The organism is Acinetobacter sp. CY79, assembly GCF_059515845.1.
Genome location: NZ_JCAKMY010000038.1, coordinates 1 through 18,521, shown reverse-complemented (window position 1 = coordinate 18,521; position 18,521 = coordinate 1). Strand labels below are relative to the sequence as shown.

The 18,521-nt window shown below is 40.2% G+C and carries 18 protein-coding genes, 2 rRNA genes and 1 pseudogene; 13 read left to right on the top strand and 8 right to left on the bottom strand.

Features of this window, described 5'->3' with window-relative positions:
• The first annotated feature begins 38 nt into the window (after window positions 1–38).
• Window positions 39–734 carry a RadC family protein gene (gene radC, locus AC5YCE_RS13700; RefSeq protein ID WP_496172413.1) on the top strand — a complete coding sequence of 232 codons (696 nt, stop codon included), beginning with the start codon at window positions 39–41 and terminating at the stop codon, window positions 732–734.
• Window positions 735–830: 96 nt separating this feature from the next.
• Window positions 831–1,742 carry a bestrophin family protein gene (locus tag AC5YCE_RS13695; RefSeq protein ID WP_496127112.1) on the top strand — a complete coding sequence of 304 codons (912 nt, stop codon included), beginning with the start codon at window positions 831–833 and terminating at the stop codon, window positions 1,740–1,742.
• Window positions 1,743–2,022: 280 nt separating this feature from the next.
• Here the strand turns inward: AC5YCE_RS13695 and AC5YCE_RS13690 are convergent, their stop codons facing one another.
• On the bottom strand, window positions 2,023–2,874 hold the full coding sequence (locus tag AC5YCE_RS13690) for a PHP domain-containing protein (RefSeq protein WP_496172412.1): 852 nt from the start codon (window positions 2,872–2,874) through the stop codon (window positions 2,023–2,025).
• Between the two features lie 43 nt (window positions 2,875–2,917).
• Between AC5YCE_RS13690 and AC5YCE_RS13685 the strand changes: the two genes are divergently transcribed.
• Genes AC5YCE_RS13685 through mnmC form a run of 4 tightly spaced genes read left to right on the top strand, consistent with a single transcriptional unit; the run spans window position 2,918 to window position 6,347 of the window.
• On the top strand, window positions 2,918–3,532 hold the full coding sequence (locus tag AC5YCE_RS13685; RefSeq protein ID WP_496172411.1) for an inner membrane-spanning protein YciB: 615 nt from the start codon (window positions 2,918–2,920) through the stop codon (window positions 3,530–3,532).
• A 41-nt stretch (window positions 3,533–3,573) separates the two neighbouring features.
• A complete protein-coding gene (locus AC5YCE_RS13680) occupies window positions 3,574–3,879 on the top strand; it encodes a YciI family protein (protein WP_496172410.1) in 306 nt (101 codons plus the stop codon).
• Between the two features lies 1 nt (window position 3,880).
• A complete protein-coding gene (locus tag AC5YCE_RS13675; RefSeq protein WP_496172409.1) occupies window positions 3,881–4,375 on the top strand; it encodes an SH3 domain-containing protein in 495 nt (164 codons plus the stop codon).
• A gap of 34 nt (window positions 4,376–4,409) precedes the next feature.
• Entirely contained in the window at window positions 4,410–6,347 is a 1,938-nt protein-coding gene (gene mnmC, locus AC5YCE_RS13670) for a bifunctional tRNA (5-methylaminomethyl-2-thiouridine)(34)-methyltransferase MnmC2/FAD-dependent 5-carboxymethylaminomethyl-2-thiouridine(34) oxidoreductase MnmC1 (RefSeq protein WP_496172408.1), read from the top strand.
• 114 nt (window positions 6,348–6,461) lie between these two features.
• Here the strand turns inward: mnmC and AC5YCE_RS13665 are convergent, their stop codons facing one another.
• Window positions 6,462–6,776 (bottom strand): rhodanese-like domain-containing protein, encoded by a 315-nt coding sequence (locus AC5YCE_RS13665; RefSeq protein WP_496127119.1) that lies wholly within the window; start codon window positions 6,774–6,776, stop codon window positions 6,462–6,464.
• A gap of 91 nt (window positions 6,777–6,867) precedes the next feature.
• On the opposite strand from AC5YCE_RS13665, the gene AC5YCE_RS13660 reads away from it, so the two are divergent.
• From AC5YCE_RS13660 to AC5YCE_RS13650, 3 genes are all read left to right on the top strand, one after another.
• Complete coding sequence (locus tag AC5YCE_RS13660) at window positions 6,868–7,356, top strand: YajQ family cyclic di-GMP-binding protein (RefSeq protein ID WP_496172407.1); 489 nt, start codon at window positions 6,868–6,870, stop codon at window positions 7,354–7,356.
• Between the two features lie 32 nt (window positions 7,357–7,388).
• Window positions 7,389–7,895, top strand: coding sequence for a DUF4442 domain-containing protein (locus tag AC5YCE_RS13655; protein ID WP_496172406.1), 507 nt, complete (start codon window positions 7,389–7,391; stop codon window positions 7,893–7,895).
• Between the two features lie 157 nt (window positions 7,896–8,052).
• Complete coding sequence (locus AC5YCE_RS13650) at window positions 8,053–8,550, top strand: nuclear transport factor 2 family protein (protein WP_496172405.1); 498 nt, start codon at window positions 8,053–8,055, stop codon at window positions 8,548–8,550.
• A 121-nt stretch (window positions 8,551–8,671) separates the two neighbouring features.
• Here the strand turns inward: AC5YCE_RS13650 and AC5YCE_RS13645 are convergent, their stop codons facing one another.
• The 3 genes and pseudogenes from AC5YCE_RS13645 to AC5YCE_RS13635 form a co-directional block, all read right to left on the bottom strand.
• Entirely contained in the window at window positions 8,672–9,094 is a 423-nt protein-coding gene (locus AC5YCE_RS13645; RefSeq protein WP_496172404.1) for an acyl-CoA thioesterase, read from the bottom strand.
• 12 nt (window positions 9,095–9,106) lie between these two features.
• A complete protein-coding gene (gene trxC / locus AC5YCE_RS13640) occupies window positions 9,107–9,547 on the bottom strand; it encodes a thioredoxin TrxC (protein WP_496172403.1) in 441 nt (146 codons plus the stop codon).
• 4 nt (window positions 9,548–9,551) lie between these two features.
• A pseudogene (locus tag AC5YCE_RS13635) lies at window positions 9,552–9,701 on the bottom strand (alpha/beta hydrolase); the annotation flags it as partial.
• 248 nt (window positions 9,702–9,949) lie between these two features.
• Between AC5YCE_RS13635 and AC5YCE_RS13630 the strand changes: the two are divergent.
• The 4 genes from AC5YCE_RS13630 to AC5YCE_RS13615 all read left to right on the top strand — a co-directional run bounded on the left by AC5YCE_RS13630 (window position 9,950) and on the right by AC5YCE_RS13615 (window position 13,524).
• A complete protein-coding gene (locus AC5YCE_RS13630; protein ID WP_496127125.1) occupies window positions 9,950–10,285 on the top strand; it encodes a protein tyrosine phosphatase family protein in 336 nt (111 codons plus the stop codon).
• Complete coding sequence (locus AC5YCE_RS13625; RefSeq protein ID WP_496172402.1) at window positions 10,278–10,703, top strand: protein tyrosine phosphatase family protein; 426 nt, start codon at window positions 10,278–10,280, stop codon at window positions 10,701–10,703. The genes AC5YCE_RS13630 and AC5YCE_RS13625 overlap by 8 nt, the downstream gene beginning before the upstream one ends.
• A 204-nt stretch (window positions 10,704–10,907) precedes the next feature.
• Window positions 10,908–12,071, top strand: coding sequence for a hypothetical protein (locus tag AC5YCE_RS13620; protein WP_496172401.1), 1,164 nt, complete (start codon window positions 10,908–10,910; stop codon window positions 12,069–12,071).
• 76 nt (window positions 12,072–12,147) lie between these two features.
• Window positions 12,148–13,524: a dihydrolipoyl dehydrogenase gene (locus AC5YCE_RS13615; RefSeq protein WP_496172400.1), complete on the top strand. Its 1,377-nt coding sequence runs from the start codon at window positions 12,148–12,150 to the stop codon at window positions 13,522–13,524.
• Window positions 13,525–13,529: 5 nt separating this feature from the next.
• On the opposite strand, the gene AC5YCE_RS13610 is transcribed toward AC5YCE_RS13615, so the two are convergent.
• The 3 genes from AC5YCE_RS13610 to AC5YCE_RS13600 all read right to left on the bottom strand — a co-directional run bounded on the left by AC5YCE_RS13610 (window position 13,530) and on the right by AC5YCE_RS13600 (window position 18,502).
• Window positions 13,530–15,110, bottom strand: coding sequence for a Na/Pi cotransporter family protein (locus AC5YCE_RS13610; protein WP_496172399.1), 1,581 nt, complete (start codon window positions 15,108–15,110; stop codon window positions 13,530–13,532).
• Between the two features lie 196 nt (window positions 15,111–15,306).
• A 5S ribosomal RNA gene (gene rrf, locus AC5YCE_RS13605) occupies window positions 15,307–15,421 on the bottom strand.
• Between the two features lie 184 nt (window positions 15,422–15,605).
• A 23S ribosomal RNA gene (locus AC5YCE_RS13600) occupies window positions 15,606–18,502 on the bottom strand.
• Window positions 18,503–18,521 lie beyond the last annotated feature (19 nt).

Sequence of the window (18,521 nt, the reverse complement as noted above, 5' to 3'; positions counted from 1 at the left end):
CTCATCTAAAATAAATCGAATTAAAACAGAGAATAATAATGAGTCAATCCATTAAACAGTGGCCTGAACAAGAACGTCCTAGAGAACGCTTATTACAGCAAGGTGCAGAAAGCCTATCCGATGCAGAGCTACTCGCCATTTTCCTTCGATCAGGTTCACAACAACATTCTGCTGTAGAATTATCTCGTTTACTTTTACAACATTTCGGCAGTTTAAATGCGGTATTTGATGCCACACTGACAGAGGTCAGCAAATTTCATGGCATCGGTAATACCAAATACTCTCAACTGATGGCGGTGAAAGAGCTCGGACGGAGATATTTGAAAAATCACCTTAATCAAGGTGCAGACTTAAGCCGTTCAGATTTGATTAAAGACTATCTTCGCTATGAGCTGTTGGGAGAACAACAAGAAGTCTTTGCTGTGTTGTGTTTAGATGCTCAGCTCAGAAAAATTAATTTTAAAAAACTGTTCTATGGTTCACTGAACTCTTGTTCTATTTCCATGAATCAATTGCTGCGACATGCCCTTCATCATCATGCGACAGCCATTGTGATTGCGCACAATCATCCACATGGAACGGCGCAACCCTCAGTTGAAGACAAACAACTCACTCAAGATATTCAGCATGCTTGTGAACTGTTAGAAATTAAGTTGATTGATCATCTCATTATTGCACCTGAGCAGAATTTTTCCTTTGCGGAGCATCGAATGCTAATGCCATCAAGTTTTTAATTTTTGGTATAAATACTAACAGTGGTCGCTAAATTTGGATTGACAAGTTTGATCGAAGTGTTGAAGATCATAAAAAAATTATAGACCTTATAAATCATGATTGTTCGCGATCAAAACGATACTTTAAAACTTTTATTTTCTTGGCGTGGCACGATTTTACCAAAAGTACTACCGCCATTGGGGCTGGTCATGTTGATTTCCGCAATTGTCGGCGGAATTGAATATATTGACCTGTATCGCTTTCCTGAAATTCCTCTCGTCGGCTTTACATTAATTGGCGTTGTGTTGTCTATCTTTTTAGGCTTTAAGAACACCGCCTGTTATGACCGCTGGTGGGAAGCACGTAAACTTTGGGGCATGCTGATCGCCAATGCTCGTCACTTTGACCGTGATTGTCGTATTCTACCTCAAGGGCGTCGTGAACGCGTGGTACAACACGTGATTGTCTTTGCCAATGTATTACGTGATCGCCTACGTCATCAGACTGTGAGTCCTGATGCACTCCATCAAACCAGTGGATTAAGTCAACAAGCCTTAACGCAACTTTATCAACAAAATAACGCACCACAATACACGCTCAGTTTGATTCAATGGGAACTCATGCTCGCGCTGAAAGAAGGTGAAATTTCAGACATTATCTACACGCAAATGAATGCGCATGTGACTGAACTCAGTTTGGTACAAACAGGCTGTGATCGTATTGCGACCACGCCTTTACCATTTGCCTATTCTGTACTTCTGAACCGTACCGTATATTTTTTCTGTTTCTTATTACCCTTTAGTTTAGGTTCAGTTTTGGGTCTGGCAACGCCTTTATTGGTCGGCATTTTAGCCTATACCTTTTTAGGATTAGATGCTTTAAGTACGGAAATTGAAGAACCATTTGGTACGCAGAGTAATGACTTACCGCTCGATTCAATGGTCCGTACCATTGAAATTGAATTATTGGGTACTTTAGGTAAACCAACGCCACCACCGATTCAAGCCCAGGATCATAACTTGCTTTGATTTACGCACTTCTCACTCCCCCTCTCGACTGGCTCTACTAGACGAGAGGGAAACTAGAGATTAGTTTTCATTAGACTTCTTTCATAACTCATTTTTTGAACACTAAAATTCAAGATGGAAGCTCGCTCTCCTTTCAGGAGAGGGATTAAAGAGAGGTTATTTTATGTTTAAAGTCCCTCATCCTAACCTTCTCCCAGAGGGAGAAGGGACTTTCATTGATCATTAAGATACGAGTCAATGATCATTTTTTGATTTTTGTAAGAACTGTATCTTAAAATGATTAAACAAAACTTTCCCAAATCCCCACTTGCCCTTCTTTAACTTTGGGAATATTGCCCAGTTTGATCCATGGCATATTATCGCCATGAAAATCACTTCCCACAGAGACCTTTAAATTAAACTGCTCAATCATTCGATCCACCATTTGGCGTGTTGATACAGGCTCAATTGCAGGTGGAAGTTCGATTGCATCACCTCCACATTGCGCGAATAATTCAATCAAATAGCGCACATTGGTTGCAGATAAATCATAGCGTGTTGGATGAGCCAAAACTGCATAGCCTTCGCTCTCATGAATCACCTGAATGGTTTCTTTCAAACCTAGGCCATCAAACTTGACATAGGCTTTTTTACCTTCTTTGATGTATTTATCAAAAGCTTGCTGAGGACGACTCACCACACCTTGAGCCACCAATGATTTTGCAATATGAGTTCGAGTGACCCGATCCGCTTGACCGTCCACTTGCGCAATGACATCAGGATAAATATCCATACCGATCAAAGGGATTAAAAGATCACAAATTTGCTTAGAACGTTCAGCGCGAATTCTTTTTTGTTCTTCTAATACCTTAAGCAACGGCGCAGGATTTTGCATGTTTAATGCGACAATATGCACGCCATAACTTTTATGGGTCGAAGGTCTAGACCACTGACTTGATATTTCAACCCCTGAAATAATCTGAATTGGCTGATTTTTTGCAATATTTTCAGCCAGAATTAAGCCATCCATGCTATCGTGGTCAGTCAATGCAAGTGTATGAATGCCTTTTTCCAAAGCAGCATGCACCAGTAACTCTGGTGACAATGTCCCATCAGAAATATTGCTATGTGTGTGTAAATCTACGCCTTGCATCTTTTATACTACCCATTCACCTGAACAGAATAGATACTTTAACATGAAAGCACTTTTAGACTTTGTGCCACTCATAATTTTCTTTTGGTTATATAAAACTGTAGACCCTAAAGATACTGAACATCCATTATTACAACTCATCGGTTCTGCAGGTGGTGTAGATAACAATAATATTCTGGTGGCAACCACGGGACTCATCATTTCCATGTTGGTTGTTTACGGTGCTTTATTCGTTAGACAAAAATTTCATCTGGATAAACAGCAGTGGATTGTGTTGTTTATGACCGTGATTTTTGGTGGCATTACTTTAATGCTCAGCGATGACTTTTATATTCGCCTTAAAGCAGCGATTTTGAATTTTGTCTTTGCGGGTGCATTTATCCTTTCACCGTATATTGGTAAAGATAAAAAGCCACTCATTCAACGTCTATTTGGTCCAATTTTGAATCTGACAGCACAAGGCTGGAAAAAACTCAATTTGGCATGGGCACTGATGTTTGTGGGTATGGCTTCCTTGCATATTTTCTTTGCATTTATCTTTATGGACGGTAAATATTGGGGTGAATTTACAGCTTTTGGTGACATGATTGTGATGTTTTCATTTATCATTATTCAGTTTGTTGTTTTGCGTAAATACTTTAAGTCAACTGAAGAATAAAACGCTTTAATCAAGGCTTAGCTTAAGAATAGAGAAATTAAATGGCTTTATTTGTTGTCACCTGTACCGATCGTGAAGGTACTGTAGAAAAACGTCTAGCTACTCGTCCTGAACATTTGGCTCGACTTGAAAAATTAGATGCGGAAGGGCGTGTCATTGTTGCAGGTGCGATGCCAATCGACCGTCAAAATCCACAAGCGGGTTTTTATGGAAGCACTTTAATTTTGGATTTCGACAGTCGTGAGGAACTTGATGCATGGTTAGCCGATGAACCGTTCTTAAGAGAAGGGATTTACGAAAGTATGGATGTCAAACCTTTCAACAAAGCTCTACCTCGTGGAAACTAACATGCGTGTTTTCACTCAAGCGATCCTGTGTTTTTCCTTATTCAGTTCTACAGCATGGGCTGTTACTGAGACACCTGCTGTCACTACGACCCAGCAAGCAGCTGTTGCACCAGTCACTGAACCTGTAAGGGCGCAGAATGCCAATCCGACAGCAACATCACCGACTGCCCAAACCGCAACGACTGCTCAACCAGCAAAACCGCTGACTGCTGAACAAATTGCCAAACAAAAAGCAACAGCTGAGGCCAATGTTAAAGCGCTCGTCAAAAATCAAGCGACTCGTTTAGAGCAACTTGAAAAAGCCAATTTGGATGCTTTGACACAGAATCAAGAATTACAGCTTAAAAATGATAATTTGGGTGTTCAAGTTCAAGTGTTACAAAGTGAGCGGAGCGCACAAATGTTTTTATACGGCGCGGCAACCATTGCTGTTGGCATTTTTGTGGGTTTCTTAATCGCGAGTTATATTTACACCAAACGTCGTCGTCAGTGGTAATCCGCTGACAATATGCTTTTAAAGGTCAATTGCGTTGTCTAAAGCCATTCAAACTGCTGATCTCGATTGGCAATCTATCGATGGAATTGAAATTCCAGTCTCAAAAATTTTTGGTGATGTTTATTTCTCCAAAGACAATGGTCTACTCGAAACACGCCATGTTTTTATTAATGGTAATGACTTACCCGAACGTTTAGCTGACCTGAAAGGCTTTGAATATTTCTGTGTCGGTGAAACTGGCTTCGGGACAGGTTTAAACATCCTCGCCCTCTGGCAATTGTGGCAAGATGTTCGCCCAGATAATCACAGCCATTTACACGCCATCAGTGTTGAAAAATTTCCGCTGTCCAAAGATGATCTGATTCGTGCTTTAAATGCATGGCCTGAACTTGCACATTTATCTAAACAACTCATTGAGCAATATCCGCTTGCAATTGCAGGCTGTCATCGTCTGTATTTCCCTAATGAGCGTTTTAGCATCGATTTATGGTTAGGTGATGCACACGATGTTTTTCCAAACATGCTGAGGACCTCCCCTGTCAATGCATGGTTTCTCGATGGCTTTGCACCTGCGTGTAATCCTGATATGTGGGAAGAAAATGTGCTCAAGCATATTGTTCGCTTATCTGACATTGGAACCACATTTGCATCCTTTAGTGTGGCTGGATTACTCAAGCGAGGCTTAAAACAACACGGGATCAGCATTTCACGTCCACGCGGTTTTAAACATAAACGTGAAATGTTAAAAGGCATTTGGTTAGGTTCTCGTCATGATCCAGTAATCGAATCCGATCAACGTGCACCTGATATATTAAGCATCGAAGAAGATGCGCAAGATCCTCCACTAAGATGCATTAAACTAAGTGATACATATCAACAGCGCCAGATTGGCATTATTGGCGCAGGAATCGCAGGTTTAAGCTGTGCCTACGCATTTGCACAGCGCGGTCATCAAGTACATATATTCGACCAATCAGCGCCTTTAGCAGGTGCATCGGGTAACCCTCTTGCATTACTAAACCCAAAACTTTGCCCGATCGAGCAAAGTGCTGCACATTTAATGACTTTAAGTTGGCAACATGCCATTCGTCATTATCAAAAATTCAACGCGTTTCAAGCGATTGCTGTTCAACAAGTTGCTCAAAAAAATCCACAAGAATTACTGAGTTTAAAACAACATTATCCTGAACCTGTTTTAACGATTCAAAACGCTACCGATTCTGCGTTAGAAACCACTTTTGACAGTTTGAATTTAAATATTGCAGGTGTGATACAACCCAAAGTATTTGCTGAAGAGGTTTTATCACATCCAAACATTCAATTTAAACAAGCTATCATTACAGGTTTGAATACACTGGATAATGATAGTGTTCAATTGATTTCAGAGACTGAGATTGAGCAACATTTTGATCATGTCATCATCTGTTGCGCACGAGAGTCAAAACAATTCTTTGAAGAATTTCCAGTATTAAAACCCATTCGTGGACAAGTCAGTTGGTTGAATAATTCCAAGCATGTTTTAGATCGAGAACAAGCCTATAGCTATGGTGGTTACTGCATGCAATTGGATGCAGAGCAATTGATTCTAGGTGCATCTTTTCATCCTGATCGTGAAGATACTGAAATCCAAGCTGAAGATCATCAACACAATTTAGATTTACTCGCAGACGTATTTCCAAAATATGCTGAAAAATTAGTCTCGATTGATCAATGGCAAGGTCGTGCTTCTGTTCGCGCACAAAGTCTAGATTACTTCCCTCTGCTTGGGAAAGTTCAAGATCATCGTGAGATCTATACATTTTCAGGATTAGGTTCGAAAGGTTTTTTATATGCGCCACTGTGTAGTGAAGTGCTGGTGGCGGAAGTATTGGATCAGATCTGTCCAATTCCAACAGCTTTATATCAAAAATTGAGTCCAAAGCGTTTTCAAAAAAAAGTGAAAGCGAAAAAGCCTTATTTTAAACCACGTTAATTTTATTGTTTTGTTGGGTATTTTTTTGCTTTGAAGCGTCTTCGAATCGACATTAAATAACATAGCAGTTGAATAAAATTAGTAACAAAAAAGCGCCTTACGGCGCTTCATTTTTTATGAGCCCTGTTCTAAAGGAATGCCTGCATCACGAACTGCACGCGTCCCTCCCATCAGAACCACATAATCTCTTGAGCTATCAAAGCCTTCTAGCTTTTCTGCTGCACGAGGTGCTTTACTTCCACCACCACATAAAATAAATATCGACTGATCCGAGTCCACTTGAGTCAAGCTTTGTTCGGTCAAACTATCAATCGGTTTGTTTACTGCCCCTTTGATATGACCTTCAGCATAAGCTTGTGTATCACGAACATCCCAGATTACTGCATTTTCTGGGAACTCAAATGTTGTAATTTCTATTTTACGGATCATTGCGCACTCCTTTGATGTAAACAACACTTGGCAAATGAAGAAAACATCCCTAGCATCTCAGATATTCTTTCCATTTGTAAAGGTCTAAACTATGCCTTCTTTCGATATTGTTTCAGAATTAGAGATTTTTGAAGTAAATCATGCAGTTCAAAATACTGAAAAGGAAATTGCGACACGGTTCGATTTCCGTGGTCAAGATGTCAAAATTGAACTCAGTGAAAAAAACAAAGAGATTAAGATCTCGACTGAAAGTGATTTCCAATGTGAACAAGTCTACACCATGCTTGAAAATCACTTCTTTAAACGTAAAGTAGATATTCAAGCCCTTGATCCACAAAAAATGACGGCTTCGGGTAAAAACGTGATTCAAATCATCAAACTGAAAGATGGTCTTGACTCTGATACCGCAAAAAAAATTAATAAAGCCATTAAAGAAAGTGGCATCAAAGCGCAATCTTCTATCCAAGGCGATAAGATTCGTATCACTGACAAAAAGCGCGATACATTACAGCAAGTTATGGCGTTTTTAAAAGAACAACAATTCGGTATTCCATTACAATTTAATAACTTTAAGGACTAATTACCCTTAAATACCCATCATAGGAAAGGATTATGGCTCAAGGCAATCGTTTATCTAAACTGGTAAAAACGACCTCTAAATTTCCGCAAGGAATTCGAAGTATGTTGTGGAGTAAAGCTTTTGGTCGAGTCGTTCCTATGGTGGGTTCTGCCAAACTACGCTATCTAGAAGTCACCCACTCCAAGGTCGTGGTTAAAATAGAAAATCATAAAGCCATGCAAAACCATATTGGTCAAGTACATGCCTGTGCGATGGCATTGATTGCAGAAACCGCAACTGGTTTTGTCACAGGGATGAATGTCCCTGACAGTTCAATCGTCCTGATCAAATCGCTAAAAGTGGATTTCAAACGTCCAAGTCAAGGCGCGATGACTGCAACGGCGACACTTACAGAAGAACAGCAAAAACTGATGCAGCAATCTGAAAAAGGTGAAACACTGGTTCAAGTCACTGTGACAGATGAAGCTGGACAAGAACCGATTCAATGCGAAATATTGTGGGCTTGGGTATCCAAAGCTCAACTGAAAAATAAATCATAAAAAGTCAATAAATATAATTAAAACTTACCTTTAGGTAAGTTTTAATTTAACCATATTACAAAAAAACTCACACACTTCTACACTATATCAATAGACCCCAACTCACCCAAGATCATGATTCACTATTTAATATTGATGATTCGATCTGAGGTTAAAAATGAAAAAAATAATTCTTCCGCTCCTTGTTCTTTCATGCGTTGGACATGTTTATGCCCAATCCCCGACCAACTCTTTAGAAAAAAAACACCACATTCAACATATTCAATCTGAACTTGAATTAGCCGAGAAAAATAAAAAAATTGTGACTGATTTTTATCAGGGTGTTTTTATAAAACATCAGGTCAAAGCGTATTCTGATCAATATATTGGTAACCGTTACATTCAACACAACCCACACGTACCCAATGGTAAAGCACCCTTTGTAAATTATTTTACCCAATATTTTAAAGAAAACCCTCAAGCCAAAAACACCATTAAGTCAGTCATTGCCGAAGGTGATCGCGTAATGCTTCATGTCCATTCAACACAGAATGACCAAGATCGTGGCACTGCAATTATTGATATTTTTAGAGTAGAAAATGGAAAAATCGTCGAGCACTGGGATGTCCAACAGGATATTCCTGAACAATCAGCCAATTCAAATACGATGTTCTAGGTATGAGCTGATTCAATTGATTTAAGCATTTAATGCATGCATTAAAAAACCAACATTATCCGAGAATCATGTTGGTTTTTATAAACCTATCTACCGCTTGAAATCACTCAACTTTTAAGTCTTAAGCTGTTTGTGACTCAAGAAAACTTTGCTTAACATCTTCAGGAATTTGACGTTTGCCCCCTTTGACATCCACAGCAACAAAGGTAAAGACCCCTTCTGTCACGCGTTTCGCTTCACGTGAAGTATCATGGCTGTCCCACACTTCAATTTGCATTTGAATAGAAGTGTTTCCTACCTTTAAAATTTTGGTATAGCAAGTAATCACGTCTCCTACTTTAACAGGGACTAAAAAGGTCATTTCATTAATAGAAATCGTTGCACAGCGCCCTTTACTAAAACGCTCAGCGTGAATTGCGCCTGCCAAATCCATTTGTGAAACAATCCACCCCCCAAATACATCACCGCTCCAGTTTGTATCGGCTGGCATTGCGATGGTTTGTAGAGAAAGAATACCTTCTGGTTTTACATGAGATTCAGACACGCGAACTCCAAGTTAAAGTGATGAATGAAATGCTTTTAACTGCTGATCAAGCCATTCTTGTAGCTGATTGGCACGTAGCGCACCGCTTATTCTAGCAATTTCTGTGGTTTTATTCATTAAAACCAAGGTGGGAATACTACGTACATTAAACGCACTACTCAATCGTGGATTGGCTTCTGTATCAATCTTAGCAAAGACCACTTGAGGATTCGTTTTAGCCACTTCAGCAAAATGTGGTGCCATCATTTTGCAAGGTCCACACCACTCCGCCCAGAGATCAACCAAGATGGGTAAATCGCTGTTACTTACAAAGTTACTAAAATTTTGCTCATTCAGGTCAATTGGCTTCAAGGGAATCAGAGATTGATGACATTGACCACATGCAGGTTGTGAACTCAACTTTTCTTCTGGGACACGATTTTTCGCACCACATTCAGGACAGACAATAATCATTCGTTCACTCCAGTATTTGTTCTAAAAAAGATAATTGCGTCGAAATTGCTTTTTCCAACCATGGTGAATGATAAATATCAAAATGAGCTATTTCCCACTCATGATACTGAAAAGTTGATGCCATATTTTTAGCGGCTTCTCGACTGGCTGAAATAGCTGTTTAATGAACACTATTCCTAGATCTTATCAACACTAGCTTTCACTTTTTGAAATATAAGCAGTGAGATGAAATCTAAAATTTCAATAAAGTACTCATATCACTGTATAAGCATATCTATGCGGCCCATTTCATGCATATTTTTTATGTATTTTCTTTAATTTTATAAACAGTATATCAACCTCAATATATGCTTGATGCTATGATATTCACAATAATCTTTTATGTACTTTGGGAGTGACAAGATGAGTGAAAATGTCGGCTTTGCAGGTCAAATCAGCCCTGAACAACTATCTCAAGTTGTCGAAAAAGGATTCAAATCTGTTATTAACAATCGTCCAGATATGGAAGGTGGTCCTTCTCAACCGACCAGTGCTCAAATTGAAGAAGCAGCACGTGAAAATAATTTAGATTATGTTTTCCAGCCTGTTGTCGCTGGTCAAATTACTGAATTCGACGTCCGTACATTCGCAAATCACTATAATGAATTACCCAAACCAGTATTAATGTTTTGTCGTACAGGCAATCGCTCAAACAATTTATATCAACTTGCAAAACAAATGGACTTGCTTGATGACTAAGCGGGTTTTTCAAGTCATTTTATTGAGCTTAATCTGTACGATTCCCCCTGTTACATTTGCGAATGAAAGTGCTTTAAGCCAAGCTCTGAATGAAAATGTGAGCGTTACAGGACAAATGACTACTGAGAAATTTCAAAAGTTGCTCAAGCAAGGTTTTAAATCTGTCATCGTTAACCGACCTGATCAAGAAGTTGGCAACATGACATCCGCTTCGGAGTTAAGAAATCTTGCTGAACAGTCCAAGCTCAGCTTGATTTATCAGCCTGTCCTAAGCGGTCGAATTTCTCAGCAAGATGTTCATGAATTTGCAAAGTATTACAATAGCTTACCAAAACCTATACTTTTGGTATGCAAATCAGGAAGTCGTTCTAAGGTATTATTTAATCGAGCTCAATCTTTAGGTTTGATTAATGAATAAAATCTTACTCATCATTCTATGTACATTTTTATTGGCGAGCTGTAGTTCCATGAATGTTCGACCTACAGTAGGTGTATCGGTTGGTAGTGCGTTATAACCCTATAAGAATTAAATAAAGATGAATAATGGCGCTATATGCGCCATTATTATTGTGATATCTTTACAGAAATCTAACAAACTATATAAGTAAAATTTGAGGGGATTATGAAGTACATATCAAGTGTTTTAACTTTATCATTAGTTAGCTTGTTGTCAGCATGCGGTGGTGGGGATAGTAATTATTCTGTCCATACGTCAGATATTGGTTTTAGTGATGAATCTAATTCCAATAATCAAAATAATACGAATCAAGATAAAGAAACACAGGATAAAGCTTTTTTTGAAAAGCATATCAATCAAGAAGGAAGTATCTTATTTGGTTTACTTGACAGAAATGATCCTGCTACCCCTAAAGGCTTTATTGACCACGGTCTAGATACATTTGGGAATGGTGTACTTAATCTGGCAATTAAAGTTCATCAAGAGTTCTCTCCAACCTCTCATCTTTTCACTTACTATAAAGATTGTCATCCGAATAAAGAAGAAACACCAGATAATCAGCCATCTGGCTCAGAACCGATAGCATCTTTACCTGAACAAGAACTTCCGACTTTAGGTTGTTATGTTATTACAGGAAATAACATTAAGACATTATTAGGATCTGAATATAATGATTGGTCATTTGTAGTTACTAAAGATGATCTTAAAAATTTACAGCCTCAAGAAATGTTAAGTTCTTATATTGGGCAGACCTCTGTCATTATTTATGAAAATCAGAATTTGGATAAAAACTATAATAATATTTTAGTTACTGGTAAATTCAGCTATCCATACATGCAATCTTGGGGCTTAACGCAGAATAAACAAATTCGTTTTGTATCTATTCCAGATTCTGATGGAACCAATGGTGGTTTCAATATCTATAATGATCCTACCTCTTTAGAAGGTAAATTTTACGTCATTCAAGCTGATTCAAGTTACTCAGTCTTAACAAACGACAATCCCAATACTCCTAACATTGAACCCGTTACTCTAACAGTTCACTCTGCACCTGGTGATGCGATATCAAGCTTTAGAATCAAGACTGATGGGTCGCAAATTCTTTCTTTACCAAATGTCTCTGCAATTTCGGGACAACGTTTAGAAAATGAAAGCCCTTCAAAAAATAGTAAAAGCATTAATGGCAGTATTTATATAGAAGGTATAAATGTTTTTAACTTCCTTCAATCAACTTCTGGATCTACTATTAAGTACAATCACAAATTGAATTTAACTGTCGATGAAAAAACTGTCGAAGATACCGTAAGTGGTACTATAGCTATTAAATAGTTTTAATAAACCAAAGCCCTCTAGATTGAGGGCTTTTTTTATGTCAAATTGAAGAAAATATTCACATTAGAACATTATGTACGACATTATTATTATTGGTGCGGGTACAGCAGGTATAGCCGCTTATAAAGAAGCCATTAAACATACTCAAAACATCCTAATCATCAATGATGGCCCCTGGGATACCACCTGTGCACGTGTCGGATGTATGCCAAGCAAGGTCTTGATTGCTGCTGCAAATCGAATGCATGATATTAACAGTGCTCATCTTGTCGGACTTTCTGTGCACTCTACGATAGACACATCTGCAATCATGAGCCATGTACGTCAATTAAGAGATCGCTTCACCAAAGCGATGCTTAAAGATGTCGATTCATGGGATGTAAAACACAAAATTTCTGGCAAAGCATCATTTGTTAATTCAAATACTATCCAAGTCAATCAGGAGACTTATCAAGCTAAAAGTTTTATTCTTGCCGTTGGTTCAACACCCAATATTAATCAAGAATGGAAAGATGAACTTGGTGATTTACTCATCACTTCTGATCAAGTCTTTGAACTTGAAATGCTGCCTAAACGACTCGCTGTGCTTGGAAGTGGTGTCATCGCGATAGAACTTGCTCAAGCAATGCAACGTCTTGGTGTTGCAACAACAGTGTTTGCTCGAAGTAAAAAAGTTGGATCGCTCTCCAGTCCTGACTTACAAACGCTTGCCCAAGAACTAATCAGCGAAGAATTGGATATTAAATACAAAATTCTTCCTGATCAGCTCAAACGGGTAGGACAAAAAGTTGTGGTTCATTTTAATGAACATGACGAAGCTAAACAGATTGAAGTGGATTATGTACTGAACGCAACAGGTAGAACTTCATTGCTAGGTACTTTAGATTTAGACAAAATAGATGCTCTGTTTACTGATTTAAAAAATTTACCAGTAAATCCAATATCGAAACAACTTGGCAATTTTCCGATTTTTGTCACTGGTGATGCTTATAGCACAACGCCTATCCAGCATGAAGCAGCACATGAAGGACGAAAAGCTATTCATAATTGTTTGAATTTCCCAAAAATTGCTCCAATCAAAACATTAGTCCCACTAGGTATTATGTTTAGCTCACCAGAAATGGCCGGCGTTGGTAAGACTCATCAATGGCTCACAGAACATAACATCAAATTTACCATTGGCTTTGCATCTTATGAAAAGCAAGGACGAGCGATCGTCAATGGTAAAAATAAAGGTGCAATTGAAGTCTATGTAGATTCTCAAAGCAAAAAACTATTAGGTGCAGAGCTTTTAGTCATAGGTGCTGAGCATCTAGCACATCTATTGGCTTGGGTGATCGCTCAAGAACTTACGATAGACGAAATTTTAGATAATCCTTTTTACCATCCAACCATTGAAGAAGGTTTAAGAACAGCACTTAAACATGCGCGTCGACAATTGGCAAAATGAATATATCAAGCTCGCTCCTTTAAAACGCTTGCTAAACGTTTCGTATGAGCAATAACACGTTCGAGCCAACGCTGTGCTGCCAAAATTTCTACATTTTTGGCAGCTGAAAGTTGTTGTTTTTGAGCAGTCAATATTATTTCGCCACGATAATCTTCTCGATTATCATCAGACCACTGTTTTAAATCCGATAACTCGTGGTAAAAATTTTGAATGTTTGAAAGATCATTCTCTTTGAAAAGCTGAATACTATAGCGATCCAATATTGCAATATAATCCAATGCCAATTGATAGATTTTAGGGTGATTTTGAAGAATTATTGCGCTGTTTAACTGCTCTAAATCACTGCGGAATACGCGTACATAGACAACTAAGCGTGAAAGATATATCAGTTTTTTATGATCATGTTCAGACTCAGGTAGAACGATATTATCTAAATATCTATTTAATTCATTCAAAAGATCATCAAATTCAATTAGCTTTTGCTTAGTGACTAATTCTTTATATTCTATAGCTTTTTTTATAGACTCTAGCTGAATATACAAATATTGATAGATCACCTGTTGTGCATTTTGTATTGCAATAGCAGGAATAGCCAGACTCACTTGATCCAATTGATGCACTAATGTCATCTGTCGTTCTGGAATGATTTTGATTAATAGTAATTCGAATTGTTTCAAAACTGGAATAAAGAAAAATGCACCTAAAATACTGAATACGGTATGAAAGCTCGCTACGATAAGTACATCATCTAAATCGCTAAACCACAAACAATGACGTTCTAGATACTCAAAGACAGGGATCAGAAAACTAAAGGCCAATACAGCACTAACCAAATTAAAGATCACATGCACGGCCGCAGTACGTTGTGCAGCAATACTTGAACCTATTGCTGCTAGTATTGCAGTTGCAACAGTACCAATATTTTGTCCAATAACCAATAATAATGCTTGTTCAAGCTGAATAGTATCGCTTGCTAAAGCTGCTAATGTGACAGTGATTGCTGCACTTGATGACTGTAGTAACACTGTCATGGCAAGTCCAATAACAATTAACAGTATCTTGGAGAGAAAATCTTTGGTGGTAAAAATAGATAAATCTACTTTACCTGCTATGTCTGACATGGCCAGTTGTAATTGATCTATACCAAAGAAAATTAACCCAAATCCTGCAAGACATAATCCGATTAAAGCAATTCGTCCGCGTGTTAATAGTTTTAAAATTGCACCGATAGCAATTAAGGGTAAAGCAAAATTTGTAATTGAAAACTTAACGCCTAATAAAGCGACTAACCAACCTGTACTGGTCGTACCAATATTAGCTCCAATGATTACCCCCATAGACTGATTAAATGTAAGTACTCCTGCACTTACGAATCCGATAGTCGCTAAAGTAGTCGCTGTTGAAGATTGTAGAATTAAAGTGAATCCAATCCCTGAAAATAAGGCCTTATAAACGGATCCCGTAAAACGCACTAACCAAAGGCGTAAAGTTTCACCTGCCAAATCTTTAATACTGTCAGTTAACAGACTCATTCCCAGCAAAAAAAGCCCAATACCACCTGCAAGCTGTACTAGCACGCCAACCACTTAGTACCTATTTATTAGGTTAAATTTCATTAATTTAAGCATATTTCCTTTATTTTTATAAGGATTATTTTTTTTGATGATTTAAGACACTTCTTCAGCACCTTTCAGCTCTGAGTGTTACTTCACGTAATTTTTAGAATACTTTAAACATAAAAAAACACCCCCTTCGTTTGAAGGGGGTGTTTTAAGAATAATGAGCTGGCGATGACTTACTCTCACATGGGTAACCCCACACTACCATCAGCGCAAAGAGGTTTCACTTCTGAGTTCGGGAAGGGATCAGGTGGTTCACTCTTGCTATTGTCGCCAGCACAACTGTTGTGACTTTGCTTGGGTCTTATTCACATCGTTTGATGTATGCCGTTGCTTGGTCAAAGAAGTTATTAACAGATATATCTGAGTTGAATATTGTGATACTAACGGCTTACTGAATCAAGCTATTTTGATGTATATCGAATCAATTGAGCTTTTATACAACAACTGTTTGGGTGTTGTATAGTCAAGCCTCACGAGTAATTAGTATTGGTCAGCTTCACATATCACTATGCTTCCACATCCAACCTATCAACGTTGTAGTCTTCAACGGCTCTTTAGAGGACATAAAGTCCTTGGGAAATCTTATCTTGAGGTAGGCTTCCCGCTTAGATGCTTTCAGCGGTTATCCCTTCCGAACATAGCTACCCGGCGATGCGACTGGCGTCACAACCGGTACACCAGAGGTTCGTCCACTCTGGTCCTCTCGTACTAGGAGCAGATCCTCTCAAATTTCCAACGCCCACGGTAGATAGGGACCGAACTGTCTCACGACGTTCTAAACCCAGCTCGCGTACCTCTTTAAATGGCGAACAGCCATACCCTTGGGACCTGCTTCAGCCCCAGGATGAGATGAGCCGACATCGAGGTGCCAAACACCGCCGTCGATATGAACTCTTGGGCGGTATCAGCCTGTTATCCCCAGAGTACCTTTTATCCGTTGAGCGATGGCCCTTCCATACAGAACCACCGGATCACTAAGACCTACTTTCGTACCTGCTCGACTTGTGGGTCTCGCAGTTAAGCGCGCTTTTGCCTTTATACTCTACGCGTGATTTCCGACCACGCTGAGCGCACCTTCGTACTCCTCCGTTACTCTTTAGGAGGAGACCGCCCCAGTCAAACTACCCACCAGACATGGTCCTCGCTCCAGATCATGGAGCAGAGTTAGAACCTCAATATTACCAGGGTGGTATTTCAAGATTGGCTCCACTCGAACTAGCGTCCGAGTTTCAAAGCCTCCCACCTATCCTACACAAGTAAGATCAAAGTTCAATGTCAAGCTGCAGTAAAGGTTCACGGGGTCTTTCCGTCTAGCCGCGGGTACACCGCATCTTCACGGCGAATTCGATTTCACTGAGTCTCTGCTGGAGACAGCGCCCCCATCATTATGCCATTCGTGCAGGTCGGAACTTACCCGACAAGGAATTTCGCTACCTTAGGACCGTTATAGTTACGGCCGCCGTTTACTGGGGCTTCGATCAAGAGCTTCGCTTACGCTAACCCCATCAATTAACCTTCCAGCACCGGGCAGGCATCACACCCTATACGTCCACTTTCGTGTTTGCAGAGTGCTATGTTTTTAATAAACAGTTGCAGGGGCCTGGTTTCTGTGGCTGCTCGCCGCTCAAACCGCAAGGGTTATCACCGCCAGCAGCGTACCTTCTCCCGAAGTTACGGTACCATTTTGCCTAGTTCCTTCAGCAGAGTTCTCTCAAGCGCTTTGGTCTACTCGACCTGACCACCTGTGTCGGTTTCGGGTACGATTCCTGTGTAACTGAAGCTTAGAGACTTTTCCTGGAAGTATGGTATCAGCCACTTCACTGCACAAGTGCAGCTTGCTATCAGTTCTCAGCATAGAGTACCCCGGATTTGCCTAAGATACATGCCTACAACCTTTCACCTGGACAACCAACGCCAGGCTGACTTAACCTTCTCCGTCCTCTCATCGCATTACACAGAAGTATTGGAATATTAACCAATTTCCCATCGACTACGCCTTTCGGCCTCGCCTTAGGGGTCGACTCACCCAGCCCCGATTAACGTTGGACTGGAACCCTTGGTCTTTCAGCGTGCGAGTTTTTCACTCGCATTGTCGTTACTCACGTCAGCATTCGCACTTCTGATACCTCCAGCAGACTTCTCAATCCACCTTCATCGGCTTACAGAACGCTCCCCTACCACTTGCAATAAATTGCAAATCCGCAGCTTCGGCACATAGTTTTAGCCCCGTTACATCTTCCGCGCAGGCCGACTCGACTAGTGAGCTATTACGCTTTCTTTAAAGGGTGGCTGCTTCTAAGCCAACCTCCTAGCTGTCTATGCCTTCCCACATCGTTTCCCACTTAACTATGATTTTGGGGCCTTAGCTGGCGGTCTGGATTGTTTTCCTCTTGACTACGGACGTTAGCACCCGCAGTCTGTCTCCCGGATAGTACTCATTGGTATTCGGAGTTTGCATCGGTTTGGTAAGTCGGGATGACCCCCTAGCCGAAACAGTGCTCTACCCCCAATGGTATTCGTCCGAGGCGCTACCTAAATAGCTTTCGGGGAGAACCAGCTATCACCAGGCTTGATTAGCCTTTCACCCCTATCCACAAGTCATCCCCTGGCTTTTCAACGACAGTGGGTTCGGTCCTCCAGTTAGTGTTACCCAACCTTCAACCTGCTCATGGATAGATCGCCTGGTTTCGGGTCTACACCCAGCAACTAAACGCCCTATTAAGACTCGATTTCTCTACGGCTCCCCTATTCGGTTAACCTTGCTACTGAATGTAAGTCGCTGACCCATTATACAAAAGGTACGCAGTCACCGGACACAATGCCGGCTCCCACTGCTTGTATGCATGCGGTTTCAGGATCTATTTCACTCCCCTCACAGGGGTTCTTTTCGCCTTTCCCTCACGGTACTGGTTCACTATCGGTCAGTCAGGAGTATTTAGCCTTGGAGGATGGTCCCCCCATATTCAGACAAGGTTTCACGTGCCCCGCCCTACTCGACATCATCATATCAGCCCTTTCGTGTACAGGACTATCACCCACTACGGTTGCACTTCCCAGAGCATTCCACTAGAACTGATATGACTTAATGGGCTTTTCCCCGTTCGCTCGCCGCTACTAAGGGAATCTCAATTGATTTCTTTTCCTAAGGGTACTGAGATGTTTCACTTCCCCTCGTTCGCCTTGCAACACTATGTATTCATGTTGCAATACCTACCTTATGGTAAGTGGGTTTCCCCATTCAGAAATCTCCGGATCACAGGATATTTGCCGCCTCCCCGGAGCTTATCGCAGGCTATTACGTCTTTCATCGCCTCTGACTGCCAAGGCATCCACCACATGCACTTAATTACTTGACTATACAACCCCAAACAGTCG

Bases quoted from the DNA above. Each gene is read 5' to 3' on its own strand.
- radC (WP_496172413.1), top strand. From the start codon at position 39: ATGAGTCAATCCATTAAACAGTGGCCTGAACAAGAACGTCCTAGAGAA.
- AC5YCE_RS13695 (WP_496127112.1), top strand. From the start codon at position 831: ATGATTGTTCGCGATCAAAACGATACTTTAAAACTTTTATTTTCTTGG.
- AC5YCE_RS13690 (WP_496172412.1), bottom strand. From the start codon at position 2,874: ATGCAAGGCGTAGATTTACACACACATAGCAATATTTCTGATGGGACA.
- AC5YCE_RS13685 (WP_496172411.1), top strand. From the start codon at position 2,918: ATGAAAGCACTTTTAGACTTTGTGCCACTCATAATTTTCTTTTGGTTA.
- AC5YCE_RS13680 (WP_496172410.1), top strand. From the start codon at position 3,574: ATGGCTTTATTTGTTGTCACCTGTACCGATCGTGAAGGTACTGTAGAA.
- AC5YCE_RS13675 (WP_496172409.1), top strand. From the start codon at position 3,881: ATGCGTGTTTTCACTCAAGCGATCCTGTGTTTTTCCTTATTCAGTTCT.
- AC5YCE_RS13665 (WP_496127119.1), bottom strand. From the start codon at position 6,776: ATGATCCGTAAAATAGAAATTACAACATTTGAGTTCCCAGAAAATGCA.
- AC5YCE_RS13660 (WP_496172407.1), top strand. From the start codon at position 6,868: ATGCCTTCTTTCGATATTGTTTCAGAATTAGAGATTTTTGAAGTAAAT.
- AC5YCE_RS13655 (WP_496172406.1), top strand. From the start codon at position 7,389: ATGGCTCAAGGCAATCGTTTATCTAAACTGGTAAAAACGACCTCTAAA.
- AC5YCE_RS13650 (WP_496172405.1), top strand. From the start codon at position 8,053: ATGAAAAAAATAATTCTTCCGCTCCTTGTTCTTTCATGCGTTGGACAT.
- trxC (WP_496172403.1), bottom strand. From the start codon at position 9,547: ATGATTATTGTCTGTCCTGAATGTGGTGCGAAAAATCGTGTCCCAGAA.
- AC5YCE_RS13630 (WP_496127125.1), top strand. From the start codon at position 9,950: ATGAGTGAAAATGTCGGCTTTGCAGGTCAAATCAGCCCTGAACAACTA.
- AC5YCE_RS13625 (WP_496172402.1), top strand. From the start codon at position 10,278: ATGACTAAGCGGGTTTTTCAAGTCATTTTATTGAGCTTAATCTGTACG.
- AC5YCE_RS13620 (WP_496172401.1), top strand. From the start codon at position 10,908: ATGAAGTACATATCAAGTGTTTTAACTTTATCATTAGTTAGCTTGTTG.
- AC5YCE_RS13615 (WP_496172400.1), top strand. From the start codon at position 12,148: ATGTACGACATTATTATTATTGGTGCGGGTACAGCAGGTATAGCCGCT.